This window comes from Pseudomonas sp. LBUM1658 (assembly GCF_059716055.1).
On record NZ_CP166798.1, the window covers coordinates 5,912,593 to 5,930,188 of the forward strand.

Genomic DNA, 17,596 nt, shown 5'->3' on the forward strand with positions numbered 1-17,596 from the left:
GAAAAAGAATACGACCAGAATTGTCAGCCCGGTTTAGCGGCTGCCGGCTTGCGAAACCCAAAAGAAAACGCCCCGAACCAGTCGGGGCGCTCAGAGGTTGCGGCCTCTCTTTTACACGCTGTTAACGAACACCTTCCTGACGCAGTGCAGCAGGGGTGAAATCACTGGTGGTCGCGGTGAAGCCGAAGTCATATGCCTGTTTCTCTTCGTTCTTCATGCCCAGCGCCAGGTAGCGGCCGGACTGCAGGTCGTAGAGGGTTTCCAGGGTGTACCACGGCACCTGAACGTTGTAATAGTTCTGGGAGTGAGCTTCCGCCACACGCCAGAGTTGACCACGACCGTCGTAGTGATCGATCACCGCAGCTTGCCAGGTATCTTCGTCGATGTAGAAGTCACGCTTGGCGTAGATGTGACGCTGACCTTCCTTCAAGGTCGCAACCACATGCCAGACCCGGCGCAACTCGTAACGAGTCAGGTCCTGGTTGATGTGACCCGCCTTGATGATGTCGGCGTACTTGAGTTGCGGCGAGTCGAGCTTGAAGCTGTCGGAGGCGATGTACATCTCCTTCTTGCCTTCGAGTTTCCAGTCGTAACGATCCGGAGCACCGTTGTACATGTCAAGGTTGTCGGAGGTACGCAGGCCGTCGGCTGCCGTACCCGGACCGTCATAGGACACTTGTGGCGCACGGCGCACGCGACGCTGACCGGCGTTGTAGACCCACGCCGAACGCGGTTCCTTCACCTGGTCGAGGGTTTCGTGCACCAGCAGCACACCACCGGCCAGACGTGCCGGCGCGGTCACTTTCTGCTTGAAGTAGAACAGGATGTTGCCCGGGTTGGCCGGATCGAAGTCCTTCATCTTGTCGCGGAACACGAACTGATCCTGGAAGTACACCAGGCTGTACGAGCCGTTCGGCTGTGGCGTGGCCTGGGTCACCAGACGGGTCACGCTGCCGCCGCGATAGCGGGTGATGTGGTTCCAGATAACCTCGACGCCGGTTTTCGGAATAGGGAAAGGCACGGCGGTCTCGAAGTTTTCCAGACCGTTGCCGCCGGACACCAGATTGGTCGTGGTGGCGTTCTTCTTGATGGAGGCGAACACGGCATCCGGCACGGTGGCACCGCGATGGGACGGGTAAACCGGAATCTTGAAGCTTTCCGGGTAGCGCTTGAACATCGCGTACTGGCCCGGAGCAAGCTTGTCCTTGTACTGATCGACGTTTTGCGCGGTGATGGTGAACAGCGGTTTTTCGGCAGCAAAAGGGTCCGACAGGAAGCCTTTGCTGTCGGCGTTGCCGGCGTTCTTGGCCATGGGTTTCCAGGCCGGAATCGAGCCGTCGGCATTGCCTGCCATTTCTGCGCCCATAGGCGTCAGGCTTTTGCCCAGTTTGTCCGCTTCAGCCGCGGGAACAGCGGCCATGACACTGGTCGCCAGCATAGACAGCCCAAGGACACCGACGTGCAACAGACTCTTGGTTACTTTCATATTCTTGTTCATCCTGAAGATGCAGTGCTTAGAAGTTCACGCCGAAGCTGAGCGCAACGAAGTCGCGGTCATCCACGGTGGTGTACTTGCCATCAAAGAAGTTGGTGTATGCCAGGCTCGCGGTGTAGGTGTTCTGGTATTCGGCATCGACACCCAGGCTTACGGCTTTACGGCCTTCTTCGAAGTTGCCGCCAGGGCCAGGCGAGTAGCCGCTGACGTCATGGGACCAGGCCACGTTCGGTTTGAGGTTCACCCCGGCAAATACGTCGTTGTATTCCCAGATGGCACGCCCGCGATAGCCCCACGAGGCCGACGTGGTGAAACCTTCGTCGTTGCAATTGCGGCTACGGTTGTTGGTGGCGGCACCCGGCCCCGCACCGTTGATGGTGCTGGTGTTGAGGATCTGCGAGCAAGTATTAAGGGTACCTGTGGCGGGCAGTTCTCCCGGACCGTAGACCGGATCACGGCCATAACGCACGTCGGAAGTGCTTTCCAGGCCACCGACATAAGTCAGACCGACTTCACCCACCAGAGTCAGACGGCTGGCGCCCATGACCTGGTCGAAGAAATGCGTGAAGGTGGTCTGCAGTTGGGTGATTTCCTTGCGACGATAGCCATGCAAGTCCTGCCCCGGTACGCCATTGAGCAGCGATGCGTTGGTCAGGGCCCCGCCCAGTGGACGCACACCGGCAAACAGGATGTCGGTGGAGTTGAGCTGCACCGGGGCATTCGGACGATAGCTGATCTCGCCTTGCCACGCAGTACCGGTAGGCAAGGTGGTGGAGAAGCTCAAGCCATAGAGACGAATGTCTTCCGGGTACTCCACAAAGTACTCGGAGCTACCCGCGACAATCAATGGCGCCAGGGAACGCAGCGGGGCTGGCAGCGCGGCCGCTCGGGCATAAGCGGATCTTGGCGCACCCGTGGCACTGAAGATCGGCGCACGGCTGTGGTAATTCATGAAATACGCGCCGAACTCGGTGTCCAGCGGTTCATAGTTGTATTTGAAAGACACGCCCCACTGCCCGCTATCTCGCGCATCCCGATCGGGGCCACGGCGTACCAGAACACCTTCGTTATTGATGTCTACACCGTTAGCCGCCAGTGCTGGCAATGCCGCTGCAGGAATGGTGGAGCGCTTGTTCAGGACCCGCAGGTTGTTGTCGCAACCATCGGCAATGATGTCCGGCTGCGAGAAGAACGTGCCGCAGTTATCGACGACGGTCTGGTCCCACTCCAGCTGGTAGAAGGCTTCGGCCGACAGGTTCTCGGTCAGGCTTTGCGAGACATAGAACATGTTGACCGGAATCAGTCCTTCCTTGACCTCGGCGCCCGGACGACGGAATGCGGAAACGTCGATCGGGTTGATCGAGTTGATGCCGCCGCCGATGAAGGTACTTTCACCCCAGCTGACGACCTGCTTGCCCAGACGAACCGAGCCCGGCTCATCGCCAATCGAGTAGTTGTGGTAGACGAACGCATCGAGGATCTGCCCGCCAGAAGACTTGGCGCCCTCTTTGCGGTTTTCGTCGCTGATGTCCTTGAATAAACGATGTTCGTCTTTGAGTTCGAAGTCGTACCAGTATTTGCCGCGGACGAAGACTCCGGTATCGCCGTACTTTAATTCAAGATCGTGAATGCCCTTGAAGATCTTCGAAAACGTTTCGCCTTTTTTGAAGTTCAGATGACCATCATCGGAAGTCTGGGACAGGCCGTGGCCGCCGTTGTTGACGCCAATCAGGTTCTTGTTGGGGCTCGTAGTAGACCAACTGGCACCCACCGACAGGGACGAGTCGAACTGACCTTCGATTTCACCGATGTTGAAACTGACGCCGAATGCTGGCCCGGCGAGCGTAGAGGCGAGACTGACCGCCAGGGGCAATTTCGCCCGGCGCCAGAACTGGTTTACTGATGTCATCGACGCTACTCCATGTGCTTTATTGTTATGGCAGTGAGCACTTCTAAAAACGCTCCAAGTGACAGGGAACCAGGGTGTCCCGAAAGTCAGTCAAAGTTGCATCGCCCCGTTTTGTGCGTTTGCTCCGTTCTTAAAAATCCTTGGGCGGACTATAGCCAGCAGGTAGTACTGCTTGATCCCTCTAAAGTGTGATTTGCAGCCCAAACCACTCTGGAACAGTCCTTTCGCCAGACCGACAAATTTCGGCAGGGGAAGAATGGCTGAAAATTTCGATTTAACAAGCCAAGCGCTTGCTTGGTGGGCTTGCCGTGCCCTTTCGGGCACGGCAAAAGACGCTTAAAGCGTCGAAAGGAAGGTACTGTTGTTGCTCTGCCATTCGCTGATGTCAACGCGGATGCGCTTCTTGTCGAGCTTGCCGACACTGGTCTTGGGAATTTCAGTAACAAGCGCGATCTGGCTGGGGATCGCCCACTTGCTCAGGTGCCCCTGTTCAACGAAAGGCTTGAGGTGCTCCTTGAGCTCTTTGGCCTCAATCGCGTGCCCCTCGCGCACCACCAGCAGGGCAAACGGGCGCTCGCCCCACTGTGGATCCGGGATGCCGACCACTGCTACTTCGCGTACCGCCGGATGGCGGCTGATCAGGTCTTCCAGCGCCAGGGACGACACCCATTCGCCCCCAGTCTTGATTACGTCCTTGATCCGGTCACGAATATCAATCACCCCCATGCTATCCAGGGTGGCCACATCACCGGTGTGCAACCAGCCGCCGGCCCAGAGCTCGGCACCCTTCTGCGGCTCGCGGAAATAACCCTCGGTCAGCCATGGCGCACGCAGCACCAGTTCGCCCTGGGACTCGCCATCGGCCGGCAGGAAGTTACCGTCCACGTCGACAATTGCCGCTTCCACCAAGGGGCCGGGCACCCCGGCCTTGATTCGATAAGTAGTGCGTTCGTCTTCAGTACCGGCCATCAGCTCGTCATTGAGGTGAGCGCAGGACACCAGCGGGCCGGTCTCCGACATGCCATAGGCGGCGGTCAGTTGAATCCCCTTGGCCTTGGACGCTTCGTACAGCGCACGGTTGAGGGCGCTGCCGCCGATGACTATTTTCCAGCCGCCGAAATCGGTGCCCTGAGCGGCCTTGGAATTGAGCAGCATCTGCAGGATGGTTGGCACGCAGTGGGAGAACGTAACCTTCTCCTTGCGCCACAATTCCACCAGGTACTCTGGATCGTAACGGCCGGGATAGACCTGTTTGAGCCCGAGCATGGTTGCCACATACGGCAAGCCCCAGGCGTGCACGTGGAACATCGGGGTGATCGGCATGTACACGTCGCTGGTGCCCAGCAGCCGCACGCTGTCGATGCTGCCCATGATCGTCGACACGCCCATGGTGTGCAGCACCAGTTGCCGATGGGTGAAATACACCCCTTTCGGATTACCCGTGGTGCCGGTGGTGTAGAACGTGGTCGCGACCGAGTTCTCGTCGAAGTCTTCGAAGTTGTACTGCGGGCTGGCCGCCGCCAGCAACTGCTCATACTCGCCAATCAGATTCGGCAGGTCGGCGGTTTTTTCCGCCCCGTCGGTCAGCAGCAGTGTTTTCTCGACCATGGTCAACTGCCCCGCAATCGCCTGGTAAAGGCCCGTGAACTCACTGTTGACCAGCACGAAGCGGTCCTCGGCGTGGTTCATGGTGTAGAGAATCTGCTCGGGTGACAGGCGCACGTTGATGGTGTGGATCACTGCGCCAATCATCGGGATAGCGAACATGCACTCCAGATAGCGATGGCTGTCCCAGTCCATCACCGCCACGGTGTCACCGGCCTTGACCCCGGCTGCCGTCAAGACGTTGGCTAGCCGCGCGACACGCTCGATGAGGGTCGGGTAGCTATAGCGCAGTTGATCGCGGTAGACGATCTCTCGGGTCTTCTCGTAACGGCTGCCGGACATCAGCAGCCGCTTGATCAACAGTGGATATTGATAAGCGCCTTCGGCTGGCGGGATAACACGAGTCTGCAACATAAGAATCCCTTATCTGACTGCACGGTCATGGCTGTAAAGGTCTTCACTTTAGAGCCCCTTGATAACCGCTAAATCAGCCAAAGGAATGATTTGCAGGGCGTGCAGATGCCGGCTTTGCGCCAGCACTTGTTTCCCGCAGCGCAATTAATGCATCTCGGTGAACGCCAGCTTCACGCCAATGGCAATCAGCACCGCGCCCATGGTCCGGTCGAACCAATGGCCCATTCGAGCGAAACCGGCGCGGACCCGCTGCTGGCTGAACAGCATCGCCACCAGGCAGAACCAGAAGCCGGTCGCCACCGCCAGGTACACCCCGTAGCCCGCCTGGATTGCCAGCGGCGTATGCGGATTGATCACCACGGTGAACAACGACAGGAAGAACAATGTCGCCTTGGGGTTCAGGCCGTTGGTCACGAAACCCGAAGTAAAAGCGCCACGGGCCGTGCGCTCGCCGGCTTCCTGGTGCAGGTCGTCAGTCGCAGGTTTGGCTGGTTTCGCACGCAACGCCTTGAAGCCGATGTACAACAGATAGGCAGCCGCCAGCCATTTCAGGGCATTGAACAGGACGATCGACTGCGACACGATCAAGCCGATACCCAGCAACGAATAACCCACGTGCAGGAAGATCGCTGTGCCAACACCCAAGGCAGTCCAGGTGCCCGCGCGGCGACCGTGGGTCACGCTTTCGCGGACCACCACGGCAAAATCCGGGCCCGGGCTGGCAACGGCGAGCAGGTGAATCAGGGCGACGGTCAAGAACTCTGTCCAGTACATGGGGGCTCCTTTTGGGCAGGGAGTAACGAATTGTTTCATCTGTTAGGCTCGCCACATTACGCCTTCAGTCAATCCCACAAAAGGTACAGTTGATGAGTAACAATCGCCGCGCCGTATTCCTTGACCACACTTCCCTGGATCTGGGTGATCTCGACCTCAGCGCGCTGCGAAACAGCTTCAGCGACTTGCAGCTGTGCGAACAGACCACCCCGGACCAAGTCGTCGAACGCCTGCGAGGCGCCAGCGTCGCCATCAGTAACAAGATCATACTCAATGCCCAGACGCTAGCGGCCTGCCCCGAACTGAAACTGATCCTGATCGCCGCCACCGGCACCAATAACGTCGACCTCGATGCCGCCCGCGCCCAGGGCATCACGGTGAGCAATTGCCAGGGTTACGGCACGCCGTCGGTGGCTCAACACACCATCATGCTGTTACTTGCCCTGGCCACGCGGTTGAGCGATTACCAGAAAGCGGTCGGCGAAGGTCGCTGGCAGCAGGCCAAACAGTTTTGCCTGCTGGACTTCCCGATTGTCGAACTGGAGGGCAAGACCCTCGGCCTGCTCGGACATGGCGAGCTGGGCAGCGCCGTCGCGCGATTGGCCGAAGCCTTCGGCATGCGCGTATTGCTCGGCCAGCTGCCAGGGCGCCCTGCCCGTGCCGATCGCTTGCCCCTGGATGAACTGCTGCCGCAAATCGACGCGCTGACCCTGCACTGCCCGCTCAACGAACACACCCGCCACTTCATCAGCGCCCGCGAACTGGCGCTGATGAAGCCCGGCGCCTTTGTGGTCAACACCGCGCGCGGTGGTTTGATCGACGAACAGGCGCTGGCCGATGCCCTGCGCAACGGTCACCTCGGCGGCGCGGCCACCGACGTACTGAGCGTCGAGCCGCCGACTGCCGGCAATCCCTTGCTGGCCAACGACATCCCGCGGTTGATCGTCACGCCGCACAATGCCTGGGGCAGTCGCGAAGCGCGGCAGCGGATCGTTGGCCAATTGACCGAAAACGCCCAAGGCTTCTTCAACGGTGCAGCGCTGCGGGTTGTCAGTTGATAAACTGCGCGCCATTTTTCAGGGAGCAGACCATGGATCCGCGCAGTGAAGTACTGCTTCGTCAGGCTGAGTTATTCCAGGGCTCGCTGCTGCTGGCCGGTTTGCCCGCCGATGACTTGCTGGGCAAATTGCCCGACGCCCACGGCTGGTGCTGGCATGCCGGCGATCAGGCCGCGCTGGATGCACGTTTTGCCGAGCGCAGCCATTTCGGTGTGAGTGCGCCGGTTCAAGGCTTCGAAACCGCGGTGCTGTTCCTGCCCAAGTCCAAGGACCTGACCGACTACGTACTGAACGCCCTGGCCTCGCGCCTGGCCGGCCGCGAGTTGTATCTGGTGGGTGAAAAGCGCAGCGGTATCGAAGGCGCGGCCAAACAGCTGAATCCCTTTGGCAAACCGCGCAAACTCGACAGCGCGCGGCATTGCCAACTTTGGCAAGTCACCGTAGCCAATGCCCCGGAGGCGGTGACCCTGGAGAGCCTCGCGCAAGAGTACGAACTGCCGCTGGCCGAGGGCCCACTGAAAGTCATCAGCCTGCCCGGCGTGTTCAGTCACGGGCGCCTGGATCGCGGCAGCGCGCTGCTGCTCGAACATCTGGACAAGCTGCCCAGCGGTCACCTGCTGGACTTCGGCTGTGGCGCCGGGGTGTTGGGCGCGGCGGTCAAACGGCGTTATCCCCATAACACCGTCACCCTGCTCGACGTGGATGCGTTTGCCGCCGCCAGCAGTCGCCTGACCCTGGCTGCCAACGGCCTGGAAGCCGAGGTGTTGACCGGCGATGGAATCGACGCCGCCCCCATGGGTTTGAGTGCGATTCTGAGCAACCCGCCGTTCCATGTCGGGGTGCATACCGATTACCACGCGACGGAGAACTTGCTGCGAAAAGCGGCCAAACATCTGAAAAACGGCGGCGAACTGCGCCTGGTCGCCAACAGTTTCCTGAAGTACCAACCCTTGATCGAAGAGCACCTTGGGGTGTGTGCAATCAAGGCTGAAGGGCAAGGCTTCAGAATCTACCGGGCCAAGCGTGGGTAACATCCTTTAGAAAAACAGGGCTTGCCCAATTGGATTTGCCTAGGCAGAATCCGCTCCGTCCTAGGGGAGTAGTCTCCCACGAGCGCCATGCTCGTCCGGCATACGTCAACATACTTGGTCCTCAGACCATGGCGTATGCGACCCAGAGTCCGCACAGACGGACCGCAGGGTTTGACAAGACCTATGACACGAACACCTTACCCGGGGCGGGAAGGCTGTACGTGTCATAGCCGTGTCGACCCGCCCCTTAGGAAAACCCTGATGCTGGATTCTCTACTCGTCCCTACCGCGATCGTTGCCTTGGCCGAAATCGGCGACAAGACGCAACTGCTTGCCCTGATTCTCGCTGCGCGCTTTCGCAAACCCTGGCCGATCATAGCCGGCATTGTCGCTGCAACCCTGGCCAACCATGCCGCAGCGGGTGTGGTCGGCGCCTGGTTCGGCAGCTTCTTCTCGGACGCCACCCTGCACTGGATCCTCGCCGCGAGCTTTGCCGCGACGGCGCTATGGACCCTGGTGCCGGACAAGATGGATGACGACGAAGCCAGCACCGCACGCAAATTCGGGCCATTCCTGACCACGCTGATCGCCTTCTTCCTCGCCGAGATGGGCGACAAAACCCAGGTCGCCACGGTGATGCTCGCCGCGCAATACCCGGAACTATGGCTGGTGATTATTGGCACTACCCTCGGCATGCTGATCGCCAACGTGCCGGTGGTGCTGGCGGGCAACTTCGCCGCGGAAAAACTACCCCTGACCCTGATCCGCCGTTTGGCGGCCACGGCATTCTTCATCCTTGCCATTGTCGCGGTGTATAAGGCTGTGTAGCAGTGGCAAGCGGCAAGCTACAAGCGGCAAGTTTGAAGCAAAAGCAGATCTGCTTTGCTTGTAGCTTGTAGCTTGTAGCTTGTAGCTTGCAGCTTGTAGCTGCCTCACTTCGCCTTCTGGTACAGCGGCATAACCTTCGGAATCGCCGCTTTCAACGCAGCCATCCGGCTGCTGGATGACGGGTGAGTGCTCAAGAATTCGGGCGGCGAACCTTCCGAGGCCTTGCTCATCTTGGTCCACAGAGTGATCGCCGCATTCGGGTCGTAGCCGGCGCGGGCGGCCAGTTCCAGGCCGATCAGATCCGCTTCGTTTTCATTGCCGCGGCTGTTGGGCAAGGTCATGCCGTAATTGGCCACGGTGTCCGCCAGAGCGAGGCTGGTCTGCCCCAGGCCGAACAAGGCCCCGGCGCCCTGCTTCGCCATCTCGATGCCATAGGCCTTGGACATTGCTTCACGGCCATGCTCGCGCAACGCGTGGGCAATTTCATGGCCCATGATCGCGGCAATTTCGTCGTCGGTGAGTTTCAGGCTGTCGATCAACCCGCTGTAGAAAAAGATCTTGCCGCCAGGACCACAGCTGGCGTTGAGCTCGTCGCTCTTGATCAGATTGACCTCCCACTGCCACTGGGCAGCATCCGGACGGAAACTCGGCGCCTGAGCAATCAGTCGGTCGGCAATTGCCTGGACCCGTTTGGCATCGTTACTGGTCTTGTCCAGCAAACCTTTGCTGCTCGCCTCCCCCACCGTCTTCTGATAGGACTGCGCATACATCTGGTTGACCTCAGCGGCCGACAGCATGCTGAACATGTACTGTTTGCGCTCCACCCCCACCGCGCCGCTGCTGGTGGTGTTGACGGACTGACAACCGCTGAGCAGCAGACTTGCGCTCAGTGCGCACAAAACCAATGACTTACTCATGAATACGCTCCCTGAAGACATGGCGCGTATCCTAGGCGGTGATGGGTATGGGCGCCAGATGCAACGGACGTGTAACAGCTGAATTTCAGATTCACCCAGGAAAACCTCCACCCAGATCCATCTGAATGCCAGTCAGTCAGGCACGGGGCGCCCCCAAAAGATCGCAGCCTGCGGCAGCTCGGGTATTGCGTACACCTGCAATTGCAGGGGTGAATCGGTTCGACTCAACCCGGAGTCAAACACTCCGGCGCATTGAGCTTCGGATCGTTCACCAGGTTGGCCAGCACCCGCTCGCGCAAAGGCGCCGGCTCGCTGGCGAGTAACGCCTGCAAGCTGTGCAAGGGAGTTTCCGGGTTCAGCCAGGCTTCCTGGCCCGCGGCATCGAGAATCAGCGGCCGGCGCTGGCTTGAAGCTGCTTGGGTGACCACTGCGGTACTCAGCCAGACCTGCTCCTGCACCGGGTAAGCCTCCCAGATCGCCGCGAAGAACAGTGCCGAGCCCTCTCCCGGAGTCAGCCAGTACGGGCGCTTGCGGGTGGTGCCGCGCCATTCGTAGAAGCCATTGGCCGGCAACAGGCAGCGGCGCAAACGAAAGGCTTCGCGAAACATCGGCTGCTCGGCCAGGGTTTCCGCCCGGGCGTGAGCCGGGGTCCGTGACATATCGGTCAGCCACGGCGGTGTCAGACCCCAACGGGCGCGAGCCAGGTTACGCTGACCGTCGGTCGCGCGCAGGATCAGCACCGAATCGTTGGGTGAAATATTCCACTGCGCCTGCTGATCCGCGGGGAATCCTGGCAGGGCTGCGAAAGCGGGGTTCCAACGAAACAGGGCATAACGTCCACACATGGGGCAACACGACTCTAGAACAAAACAAACGCCAGCCTAACAGACCAGAACGCCAGAAAAGCTTTCCGGTTCTTCCCCCGGCAACGGCAGCGCGGCATTGTACGCGGCGATCAGCTCCCGTGCGTATTGCGCCTGATCGTTATCCACCGACAAGCCCAACAGACCGAACACCGGCAGCTCACCAGCACCACCCAGCAGATCGCCACCCACCAGATGCGCTTCCACGCCTTCGCTGGCGAGCATGCCCTGCAGCAGCTCGCCTTCCATCAAGTTTTCCGGTTCGTAGATTCGCTGCATACAGGCCTTCCCCCTTCACTCGTTCTCGCTGTGAACCTCGAGCAACCATTCATGACCGTCTGTTTGCAGCACAAAGGTGATGGGACGACAACACACCGGACAATCTTCGATGTAGGTCTGATCACCACCGGACAGGTCCAGTACGGCTTCTGCCTCCTCGCCGCAATATGGGCATTCGTAGCGTTCGGTTTCCAGCATCGCGGTCTCCCGAGTGACTTGTGCGTATAATCGCCGGTCTATTTGCAGGGCTATTTTTGTTTGAGCTTACTTTTCAGACCGCGCCCGGCTACTTTTTGATCCAAACCTTTACTTACCCTAGCCGTTTCCAACAAGAGAGCATGATGGGCGAATTCGATGCCATCCGACCTTACGACGACAGCGAAGTCCCGGCAGTGCTGGCACGGCTGCTCGGCGACAAGGCGTTTCTAGATATCCTCACCCACTTCCGCTTCCCGCGCTTTGCCGGCGCCCTCGGCTGGATGCTCAAACCACTTATAGCTCATCGGCTGCGTCGTGAGTTCGCCGGTATCACTTCGGTGGCCACCCTGCAGGACAAGGTCGAGTTTTACGTCGACCACACGATCGAGCGCGCAACCGACGGCGTGACCTACACCGGCGTCGAGCAATTCAAGTCTGGCAGCGCCTACCTGTTCCTGGCCAATCACCGGGATATTGTGATGGACCCGGCCTTCGTCAACTATGCCATCTACCACGCCGGCCTGCCGACCCCGCGCATCGCCATTGGCGACAACCTGTTGCAAAAACCTTTTGTCAGCGACCTGATGCGCCTGAACAAGAGCTTTATCGTGCACCGCTCCATCAGCGGTCGCCGCGAGAAGATGGCCGCCTATCAACTGCTTTCGGCCTACATCAGTCACTCGATCCGCAACGATTGCCAGTCGATCTGGATCGCCCAGGCCGAGGGCCGCGCCAAGGATGGAGACGACCGCACCGAGTCGGCGATCCTCAAGATGTTCCACATGAGCCGCAAGAACGAGCCGTTCGGCGAGGTCATCCGTTCGCTGAACCTGACCCCCGTGTCGATCAGCTACGAATACGACCCCTGCGATCAGGCCAAGGCTCGCGAACTGTACATCCGCGCCACCACTGGCACTTACTGCAAGGTGCCGGGCGAGGACGACGTCAGCATCGCCAAAGGGATCACTGGCTATAAAGGCCGCGTGCACGTGAATTTCGCTGCACCGATCACCGAACTGTTCGACGACACCAAGCAATTGGCGATCGAAATGGACCGGCAGATTCTCGGTGGCTATCGGTTGTTCCCGGTGCACTACCTGGCTTACGCACAGTGGAGCGACGCCGACCCGCAATTGCAGGTGCCGCCCGCCGCCGACCTGTTCCCTGCCGAGGAATTGGCCAAGGCCCAGGAAGAATGGCAACAACGCCTGGACGCCTGTCCGGTCGAGCACCGTCCGTTTATGGTCAAGCAATATGCAACACCGGTACGCAATCAGTATTTGGTGAAGGCTGGGTTGCTGCGTTGAGGCGATGACTGAATACGACAACGGCGCCCTTGGGCGCCGTTTTGGTTTCTGGAGCGCGAGTCTTCAGCCTGGTGGATACCCCTGTGGCGAGGGAGCTTGCTCCCGCTCGGCTGCGAAGCAGTCGTAAAACCGACTGCTGCGTTTTATCTAAATAATCGTGGTGGCAGGCTTTGGGGCCGCTTCGCGACCCAGCGGGAGCAAGCTCCCTCGCCACGGAAGGTCGGCTCAGATCCAGGTACTGACCCACGACACCAGCAGCGCCAAGCCCAGGCAGGCGAAGCCGAAGCAGTAGAAAAACCGGTTCTTGCGCAAGGTCGCAACGTCCAGCAGCAGGATGGGCTGGTCGGTATTGCGACTCTGGCTTTGCGCCTCGATGCTGGCCAGGGCGCGTTGCTCTCGACGACGGGTCGCGTGCAGCAGCCAACCACCAGGGCAGGCAAACAACAAGGCGAGGACGTTAATCAGTTTCGCCGGATGGGCGTTGAACATGGACCAGATCAGTTGCAGCGACATCATCAACCTCGAGTAAGACATGCCATAGGGGCACCCGCGGCGCGGATTCTACCGAAAGCCCTGACGCATGCCCCGCCCTATTCGACCAAAGTGCGCGCTATTCGCCGATTAATTTACCCGGTCACGCTTTCGTCATCTAAACAAGCCAGTCTGTTGCCCCTCGAGACCGACACGGAGTTTGTCATGCTGCATGCAGAAAACCAGGATCGCCTTTATCTGATCTCCCCCTGCGATGAGCAAGAAGCTCTGATCGGAGGCTTGGCCTTCAACGTCCAGGACCGCCATTGGCTGGTGTATTGCGCCCTCGGTGGCCATCAACATGCCGATCTGCCGGAGACTGACTTGCTGACCGGGGTTAGCATGCTCGATTTCTATGTCGAAGCTGCCTGAATTCAGTCAGTCATGAAAAAGCCCGGTTTCAGTGATGAAGCCGGGCTTTTTCAGTTTGAGCAGCATGCCGACAAGGGCGAAGATCAAAAGATCGCAGCCTTCGGCAGCTCCTACACAGAGCCAATATTATTGGCTCAGGATCTGACCGATGGTCGGGTCCTTGAACAGCCGGGTCAGGGCATCGCTCAACACGTCGCTGACCAGCTTGGTGTTGGTTTCCTGGTTCGGCGCCATGCCGAAGCGCTGGTCCAGGGACGCGCCGTAACGACCGCTGTAGCGACGGTTGGCGTTCGACACATCGGAGCGGAAGGTCGCGCCGATAGTCGCTTCGGTCACGTACATGCCTTGTTTAGGCGACTGATACTTCAGTTCGACCAGGGTCACGGTGACCTGCGGGGCATTCAGCGCATTCGCGCTTGGGGTGAAACCCAGCAGGCGCACGGCCGCTTCGGCCTGGGCTTGCAGCTTGGGCACGATGTCGGCGCTGGCGACGCTGATGGCGCTGGTTTCAGGGTACAGACCGCCACGGGTCCCCAGGGTTGGCGACGGACGACCGTCAACCACTTTCACCACCACCGGCTGGCCCTGGCCCACAGGCGCGAGTTGGGCCATGAGTTTCGGTTGCGGGCTGAGTTGTTGCGGGCTGTGGGCGCAGCCGACCAGCGTCAAGCTGGTTACAGTGATCAAACCGAACAACAGGCGTTGCAACATGCTCATCTCTCCAGAATCAGGCACAAACAGGCGCGCAGTATAGCGGTGGGCCAGTGCTGCGAACTAGTGGCCTGTACGGCTAGTTCGTTAGCTCAAATTCGGATGCCAGAAGTCCATAGCCAAGGCGCTGTGACGAGTCATAGCCCGCTATGGCGAGGAACAGCAACGCAGGATATGGGCTTCTGGCGCCGAAGTTGACTAACAGAACTAGCCACACAGGCCACTACCCTTACGCAACACTTGCTCAAATGTCTGACCCGGGCACTGCAGGCGGGTTCCTGTCACACAGCCGTCACAGCTTTTACATCGCTTTGTCATGCCTGGCTGGCAACCTTTGACTCAGTCACCAGCAGGTACTCCGTCATGCGCTTTCTCCGGTCCTTTTTCACTCCACGCCGGCAATACCGCAGCTTTGCCTTGCTCGACCGCAAAGGTTGCTGCCAAGCATTCAAGCACTGCAGCCTGCCGCCGATCGGCGACGGCTGGGTCGAAATCGAGGAAATTCGCCTCAATTGGTTGCAGCGACCACTGCCTGCCAACGCCCGGATCAGCCCGCGCATTCCCCGCTCGGGAGCGCATTTCGCGTTGACCGTCTGACCAAACGGCTAATAAAAGTCATTTAACAAGACCATTTCTGTGCGTTTCTTCGCTACAATCTTCCCCCGATTATAAGGACGTCTCCTGATCGGGCCTCGCAGCATCGCTAATGCGCTTGCATTAGCTCCCCCGCATTGCCCACAGAGAGCCGCCCACACAGATCGAGTGAAGCTGGCGCGCTTGCTGTTTATCCTGCAAACCACCACTTTTCGCGAATCTGCCAGAGCTGCCATTGCGCTCGGCACTGAGTTGTTTGCCCGTTTTGCCTGTCATACATCCCATGACGGCATTAATCCTCGGGCCCGGTGCCAGGCTGAGGCAGCCCTTTTTGAGGTTCACGTCTTCAAAAGAGCGTGAAAAAACGGGTTTTGACAACTTCACAAGAGTGTGGCGAGCAAATGAATAGTTTTGCGTCTGAAAATGCACTATTAGCGTCTACAACAGCCCAATTACACAGGACCGAGCACTCCTCAAGAACTGGAGCCTGAAGCCTGTCCGCTACGGATTTGGTTGCACAAAAACGGACGCCTTGACCATAAGTCGAATTGCCTGCGGCGCGCTAAAGTGAGTTCATACGAACTTTAGGCCGGTTGGTAGCGTCCGTCGAAGTTGCAAAAAATTGCGAAGATTCGGACATGGCGATCCTGGCCATGGGTGACCTGGGGCTTTATTTGAAGCATGCCCCGTAACTCCTGGCAGCTATGCCGTCAATTTGGTGCTGCAGATTTTGGAGACGCGTTAAATGGCGCATAACGAAGCAGTCGACGTGGTATTGGTTGGGGCGGGCATCATGAGTGCCACCCTCGCTGTACTGCTCAAAGAGCTCGACCCCGCAATCAAGCTGGAAGTCGTCGAGCTAATGGATTCGGGTGCCGCGGAGAGTTCCAATCCGTGGAATAACGCCGGTACCGGTCACGCCGGGCTGTGTGAGCTGAACTACACGCCACAGGCCGCGGACGGCTCCGTCGATATCAAGAAAGCCGTGCACATCAACACCCAGTTCGAGGTGTCGAAGCAGTTTTGGTCCTACCTGACCAAAAAAAGCACCTTCGGCTCTTCGAAAACCTTTATCAGCCCGGTGCCGCACCTGAGCTTCGTGCAGGGTGAGGACGGGGTTTCGTTCCTGAAAAAGCGCTTCGAGAAGCTGCACAAGCATCACGCCTTCGCGGACATGGAATACACCGAAGACAAGGCAAAAATGGCGGAATGGATGCCATTGATGATGCCTGGGCGTCCGGCTGACGAAATCGTCGCCGCCACCCGCGTGATCAATGGGACCGACGTCAACTTCGGCAACCTGACCAACCAGTTGCTCCATCACCTGGCCAGCGCACCCGATGCCCAGGTCAAGTACTGCAAGCGTGTCACCGGCCTCAAACGTAACAACGGCGGCTGGACCGTCAGCATCAAGGACGTGAATACCGGCAACTCCCGCGACGTCGACGCCAAGTTCGTCTTCCTCGGCGCCGGCGGGGCTGCGCTGCCATTGCTGCAAGCCTCGGGCATCGAAGAAAGCAAAGGCTTCGGCGGCTTCCCGATCAGTGGCCAATGGCTGCGTTGCGACAACCCGGAAGTGGTCAAGCACCACCAGGCCAAGGTGTACAGCCAGGCTGCAGTGGGTTCGCCACCGATGTCGGTGCCGCACCTGGACACCCGTGTCGTCGATGGCAAGAAGTCCCTGCTGTTCGGACCTTATGCCGGCTTCACCACCAAGTTCCTCAAGCACGGCTCGTTCATGGACCTGCCGATGTCGGTTCGCGCCGGCAACATCGGCCCGATGCTGGCCGTGGCCAAAAACAACATGGACCTGACCAAGTACCTGGTCAGCGAAGTGATGCAGTCGATGGAACAACGTCTGGAGTCCCTGCGTCGCTTCTACCCGCAAGCCAAAGCTGAAGACTGGCGTCTGGAAGTGGCTGGTCAGCGCGTGCAGATCATCAAGAAGGATCCGAAGAAAGGCGGCGTTCTGCAGTTCGGTACCGAACTGGTGGCAGCCAAGGACGGTTCGCTGGCCGCCCTGCTCGGTGCTTCGCCGGGCGCATCGGTCACCGTTTCGATCATGCTCGAGCTGATCGAACGTTGCTTCCCGGAAAAAACCAAAGGCGTTTGGGCGACCAAACTCCAGGAAATCTTCCCGGCTCGGGAAAAGGTCCTGGAAACCGACGCTGCGCTGTACCGTAAAATCAGCACGCAAAACAACCTCAGCCTGGAACTGGTTGAGCAAAGCAACGAGACCGAAAGCTACGCTTGAAGTCTTGGCGCATAAAAAACGCCCCGTTCTCCTTGAGAGCGGGGCGTTTTTTTATCTCGTCTAAAAGATCGCAGCCTGCGGCAGCTCCTATGCCGAGCGCGTTCATCCTCGGTTCGCCGATCCCCTGTAGGAGCTGCCGCAGGCTGCGATCTTTTGATCTTGCTTCTGTCAGCCCCGAGCTTTCTGGATCAACTCGATGTACTCATCGGCATGACGCTGATCCTGGATCAACGCAACGAAATCCTTGCCATGCTCATCCTTGCCATTCAGGTCGTAACCAGCTTCGACAAAGAACCCCAGAAAGCGCTCGAAATCGTCGATACGCAGGCCACGGTAGGCCTTGATCAGTTTGTGCAGGGACGGCGATGTGGCGTCAACCGGTTCGAAATCGAGGAACAATTTGATCTGCGCATCGCCGATCTCGTCACCAATCACTTGTTTCTTATCTTTACGCAT

General features: G+C 59.1%; 18 protein-coding genes and 1 riboswitch. Of the genes, 7 read left to right on the plus strand and 11 right to left on the minus strand.

Going from position 1 to position 17,596, the window contains the following annotated elements; genetic code table 11:
* Positions 1-121: 121 nt before the first annotated feature.
* From ACA064_RS27335 to ACA064_RS27350, 4 genes are all read right to left on the minus strand, one after another.
* Positions 122-1,486, minus strand: a complete 1,365-nt coding sequence (locus ACA064_RS27335) for a DUF1329 domain-containing protein (protein ID WP_497670911.1) — start codon at positions 1,484-1,486, stop codon at positions 122-124.
* 28 nt (positions 1,487-1,514) lie between these two features.
* Positions 1,515-3,404 (minus strand): DUF1302 domain-containing protein, encoded by a 1,890-nt coding sequence (locus ACA064_RS27340; protein ID WP_497670912.1) that lies wholly within the window; start codon positions 3,402-3,404, stop codon positions 1,515-1,517.
* A 336-nt stretch (positions 3,405-3,740) separates the two neighbouring features.
* Positions 3,741-5,423 carry a fatty acid--CoA ligase gene (locus tag ACA064_RS27345; protein WP_497670913.1) on the minus strand — a complete coding sequence of 561 codons (1,683 nt, stop codon included), beginning with the start codon at positions 5,421-5,423 and terminating at the stop codon, positions 3,741-3,743.
* A gap of 144 nt (positions 5,424-5,567) precedes the next feature.
* On the minus strand, positions 5,568-6,197 hold the full coding sequence (locus tag ACA064_RS27350) for a LysE family translocator (protein ID WP_150645190.1): 630 nt from the start codon (positions 6,195-6,197) through the stop codon (positions 5,568-5,570).
* A gap of 92 nt (positions 6,198-6,289) precedes the next feature.
* Between ACA064_RS27350 and ACA064_RS27355 the strand changes: the two genes are divergently transcribed.
* The 3 genes from ACA064_RS27355 to ACA064_RS27365 all read left to right on the plus strand — a co-directional run bounded on the left by ACA064_RS27355 (position 6,290) and on the right by ACA064_RS27365 (position 9,114).
* Positions 6,290-7,255: a 2-hydroxyacid dehydrogenase gene (locus ACA064_RS27355; protein ID WP_497670914.1), complete on the plus strand. Its 966-nt coding sequence runs from the start codon at positions 6,290-6,292 to the stop codon at positions 7,253-7,255.
* A 32-nt stretch (positions 7,256-7,287) separates the two neighbouring features.
* A complete protein-coding gene (locus ACA064_RS27360) occupies positions 7,288-8,286 on the plus strand; it encodes a methyltransferase (protein WP_497670915.1) in 999 nt (332 codons plus the stop codon).
* A 50-nt stretch (positions 8,287-8,336) separates the two neighbouring features.
* Positions 8,337-8,459, plus strand: a riboswitch (yybP-ykoY riboswitch).
* Between the two features lie 88 nt (positions 8,460-8,547).
* Complete coding sequence (locus ACA064_RS27365; protein ID WP_497670916.1) at positions 8,548-9,114, plus strand: TMEM165/GDT1 family protein; 567 nt, start codon at positions 8,548-8,550, stop codon at positions 9,112-9,114.
* Between the two features lie 104 nt (positions 9,115-9,218).
* On the opposite strand, the gene ACA064_RS27370 is transcribed toward ACA064_RS27365, so the two are convergent.
* From ACA064_RS27370 to ACA064_RS27385, 4 genes are all read right to left on the minus strand, one after another.
* Positions 9,219-10,031 carry a M48 family metallopeptidase gene (locus tag ACA064_RS27370; RefSeq protein ID WP_497670917.1) on the minus strand — a complete coding sequence of 271 codons (813 nt, stop codon included), beginning with the start codon at positions 10,029-10,031 and terminating at the stop codon, positions 9,219-9,221.
* A gap of 224 nt (positions 10,032-10,255) precedes the next feature.
* On the minus strand, positions 10,256-10,876 hold the full coding sequence (locus ACA064_RS27375) for an SOS response-associated peptidase (RefSeq protein ID WP_497670918.1): 621 nt from the start codon (positions 10,874-10,876) through the stop codon (positions 10,256-10,258).
* A 36-nt stretch (positions 10,877-10,912) separates the two neighbouring features.
* A complete protein-coding gene (locus tag ACA064_RS27380; RefSeq protein WP_497670919.1) occupies positions 10,913-11,173 on the minus strand; it encodes a putative signal transducing protein in 261 nt (86 codons plus the stop codon).
* Positions 11,174-11,188: 15 nt separating this feature from the next.
* Entirely contained in the window at positions 11,189-11,371 is a 183-nt protein-coding gene (locus ACA064_RS27385; RefSeq protein WP_129441317.1) for a CPXCG motif-containing cysteine-rich protein, read from the minus strand.
* Between the two features lie 143 nt (positions 11,372-11,514).
* On the opposite strand from ACA064_RS27385, the gene ACA064_RS27390 reads away from it, so the two are divergent.
* Positions 11,515-12,678, plus strand: coding sequence for a 1-acyl-sn-glycerol-3-phosphate acyltransferase (locus ACA064_RS27390; RefSeq protein WP_497674342.1), 1,164 nt, complete (start codon positions 11,515-11,517; stop codon positions 12,676-12,678).
* A 225-nt stretch (positions 12,679-12,903) separates the two neighbouring features.
* Here the strand turns inward: ACA064_RS27390 and ACA064_RS27395 are convergent, their stop codons facing one another.
* Positions 12,904-13,191 (minus strand): hypothetical protein, encoded by a 288-nt coding sequence (locus ACA064_RS27395; RefSeq protein ID WP_497674343.1) that lies wholly within the window; start codon positions 13,189-13,191, stop codon positions 12,904-12,906.
* Positions 13,192-13,374: 183 nt separating this feature from the next.
* On the opposite strand from ACA064_RS27395, the gene ACA064_RS27400 reads away from it, so the two are divergent.
* Positions 13,375-13,581, plus strand: a complete 207-nt coding sequence (locus tag ACA064_RS27400; RefSeq protein WP_497670920.1) for a hypothetical protein — start codon at positions 13,375-13,377, stop codon at positions 13,579-13,581.
* A gap of 126 nt (positions 13,582-13,707) precedes the next feature.
* On the opposite strand, the gene ACA064_RS27405 is transcribed toward ACA064_RS27400, so the two are convergent.
* Entirely contained in the window at positions 13,708-14,292 is a 585-nt protein-coding gene (locus tag ACA064_RS27405; RefSeq protein WP_497670921.1) for a YajG family lipoprotein, read from the minus strand.
* A 363-nt stretch (positions 14,293-14,655) separates the two neighbouring features.
* Here ACA064_RS27405 and ACA064_RS27410 point away from each other — a divergent pair, with 363 nt between their 5' ends.
* Complete coding sequence (locus ACA064_RS27410) at positions 14,656-14,889, plus strand: hypothetical protein (RefSeq protein WP_497670922.1); 234 nt, start codon at positions 14,656-14,658, stop codon at positions 14,887-14,889.
* A 742-nt stretch (positions 14,890-15,631) separates the two neighbouring features.
* Complete coding sequence (mqo, locus tag ACA064_RS27415; RefSeq protein WP_497670923.1) at positions 15,632-17,140, plus strand: malate dehydrogenase (quinone); 1,509 nt, start codon at positions 15,632-15,634, stop codon at positions 17,138-17,140.
* Between the two features lie 168 nt (positions 17,141-17,308).
* Here the strand turns inward: mqo and ACA064_RS27420 are convergent, their stop codons facing one another.
* Complete coding sequence (locus tag ACA064_RS27420; RefSeq protein WP_497670924.1) at positions 17,309-17,596, minus strand: PA4642 family protein; 288 nt, start codon at positions 17,594-17,596, stop codon at positions 17,309-17,311.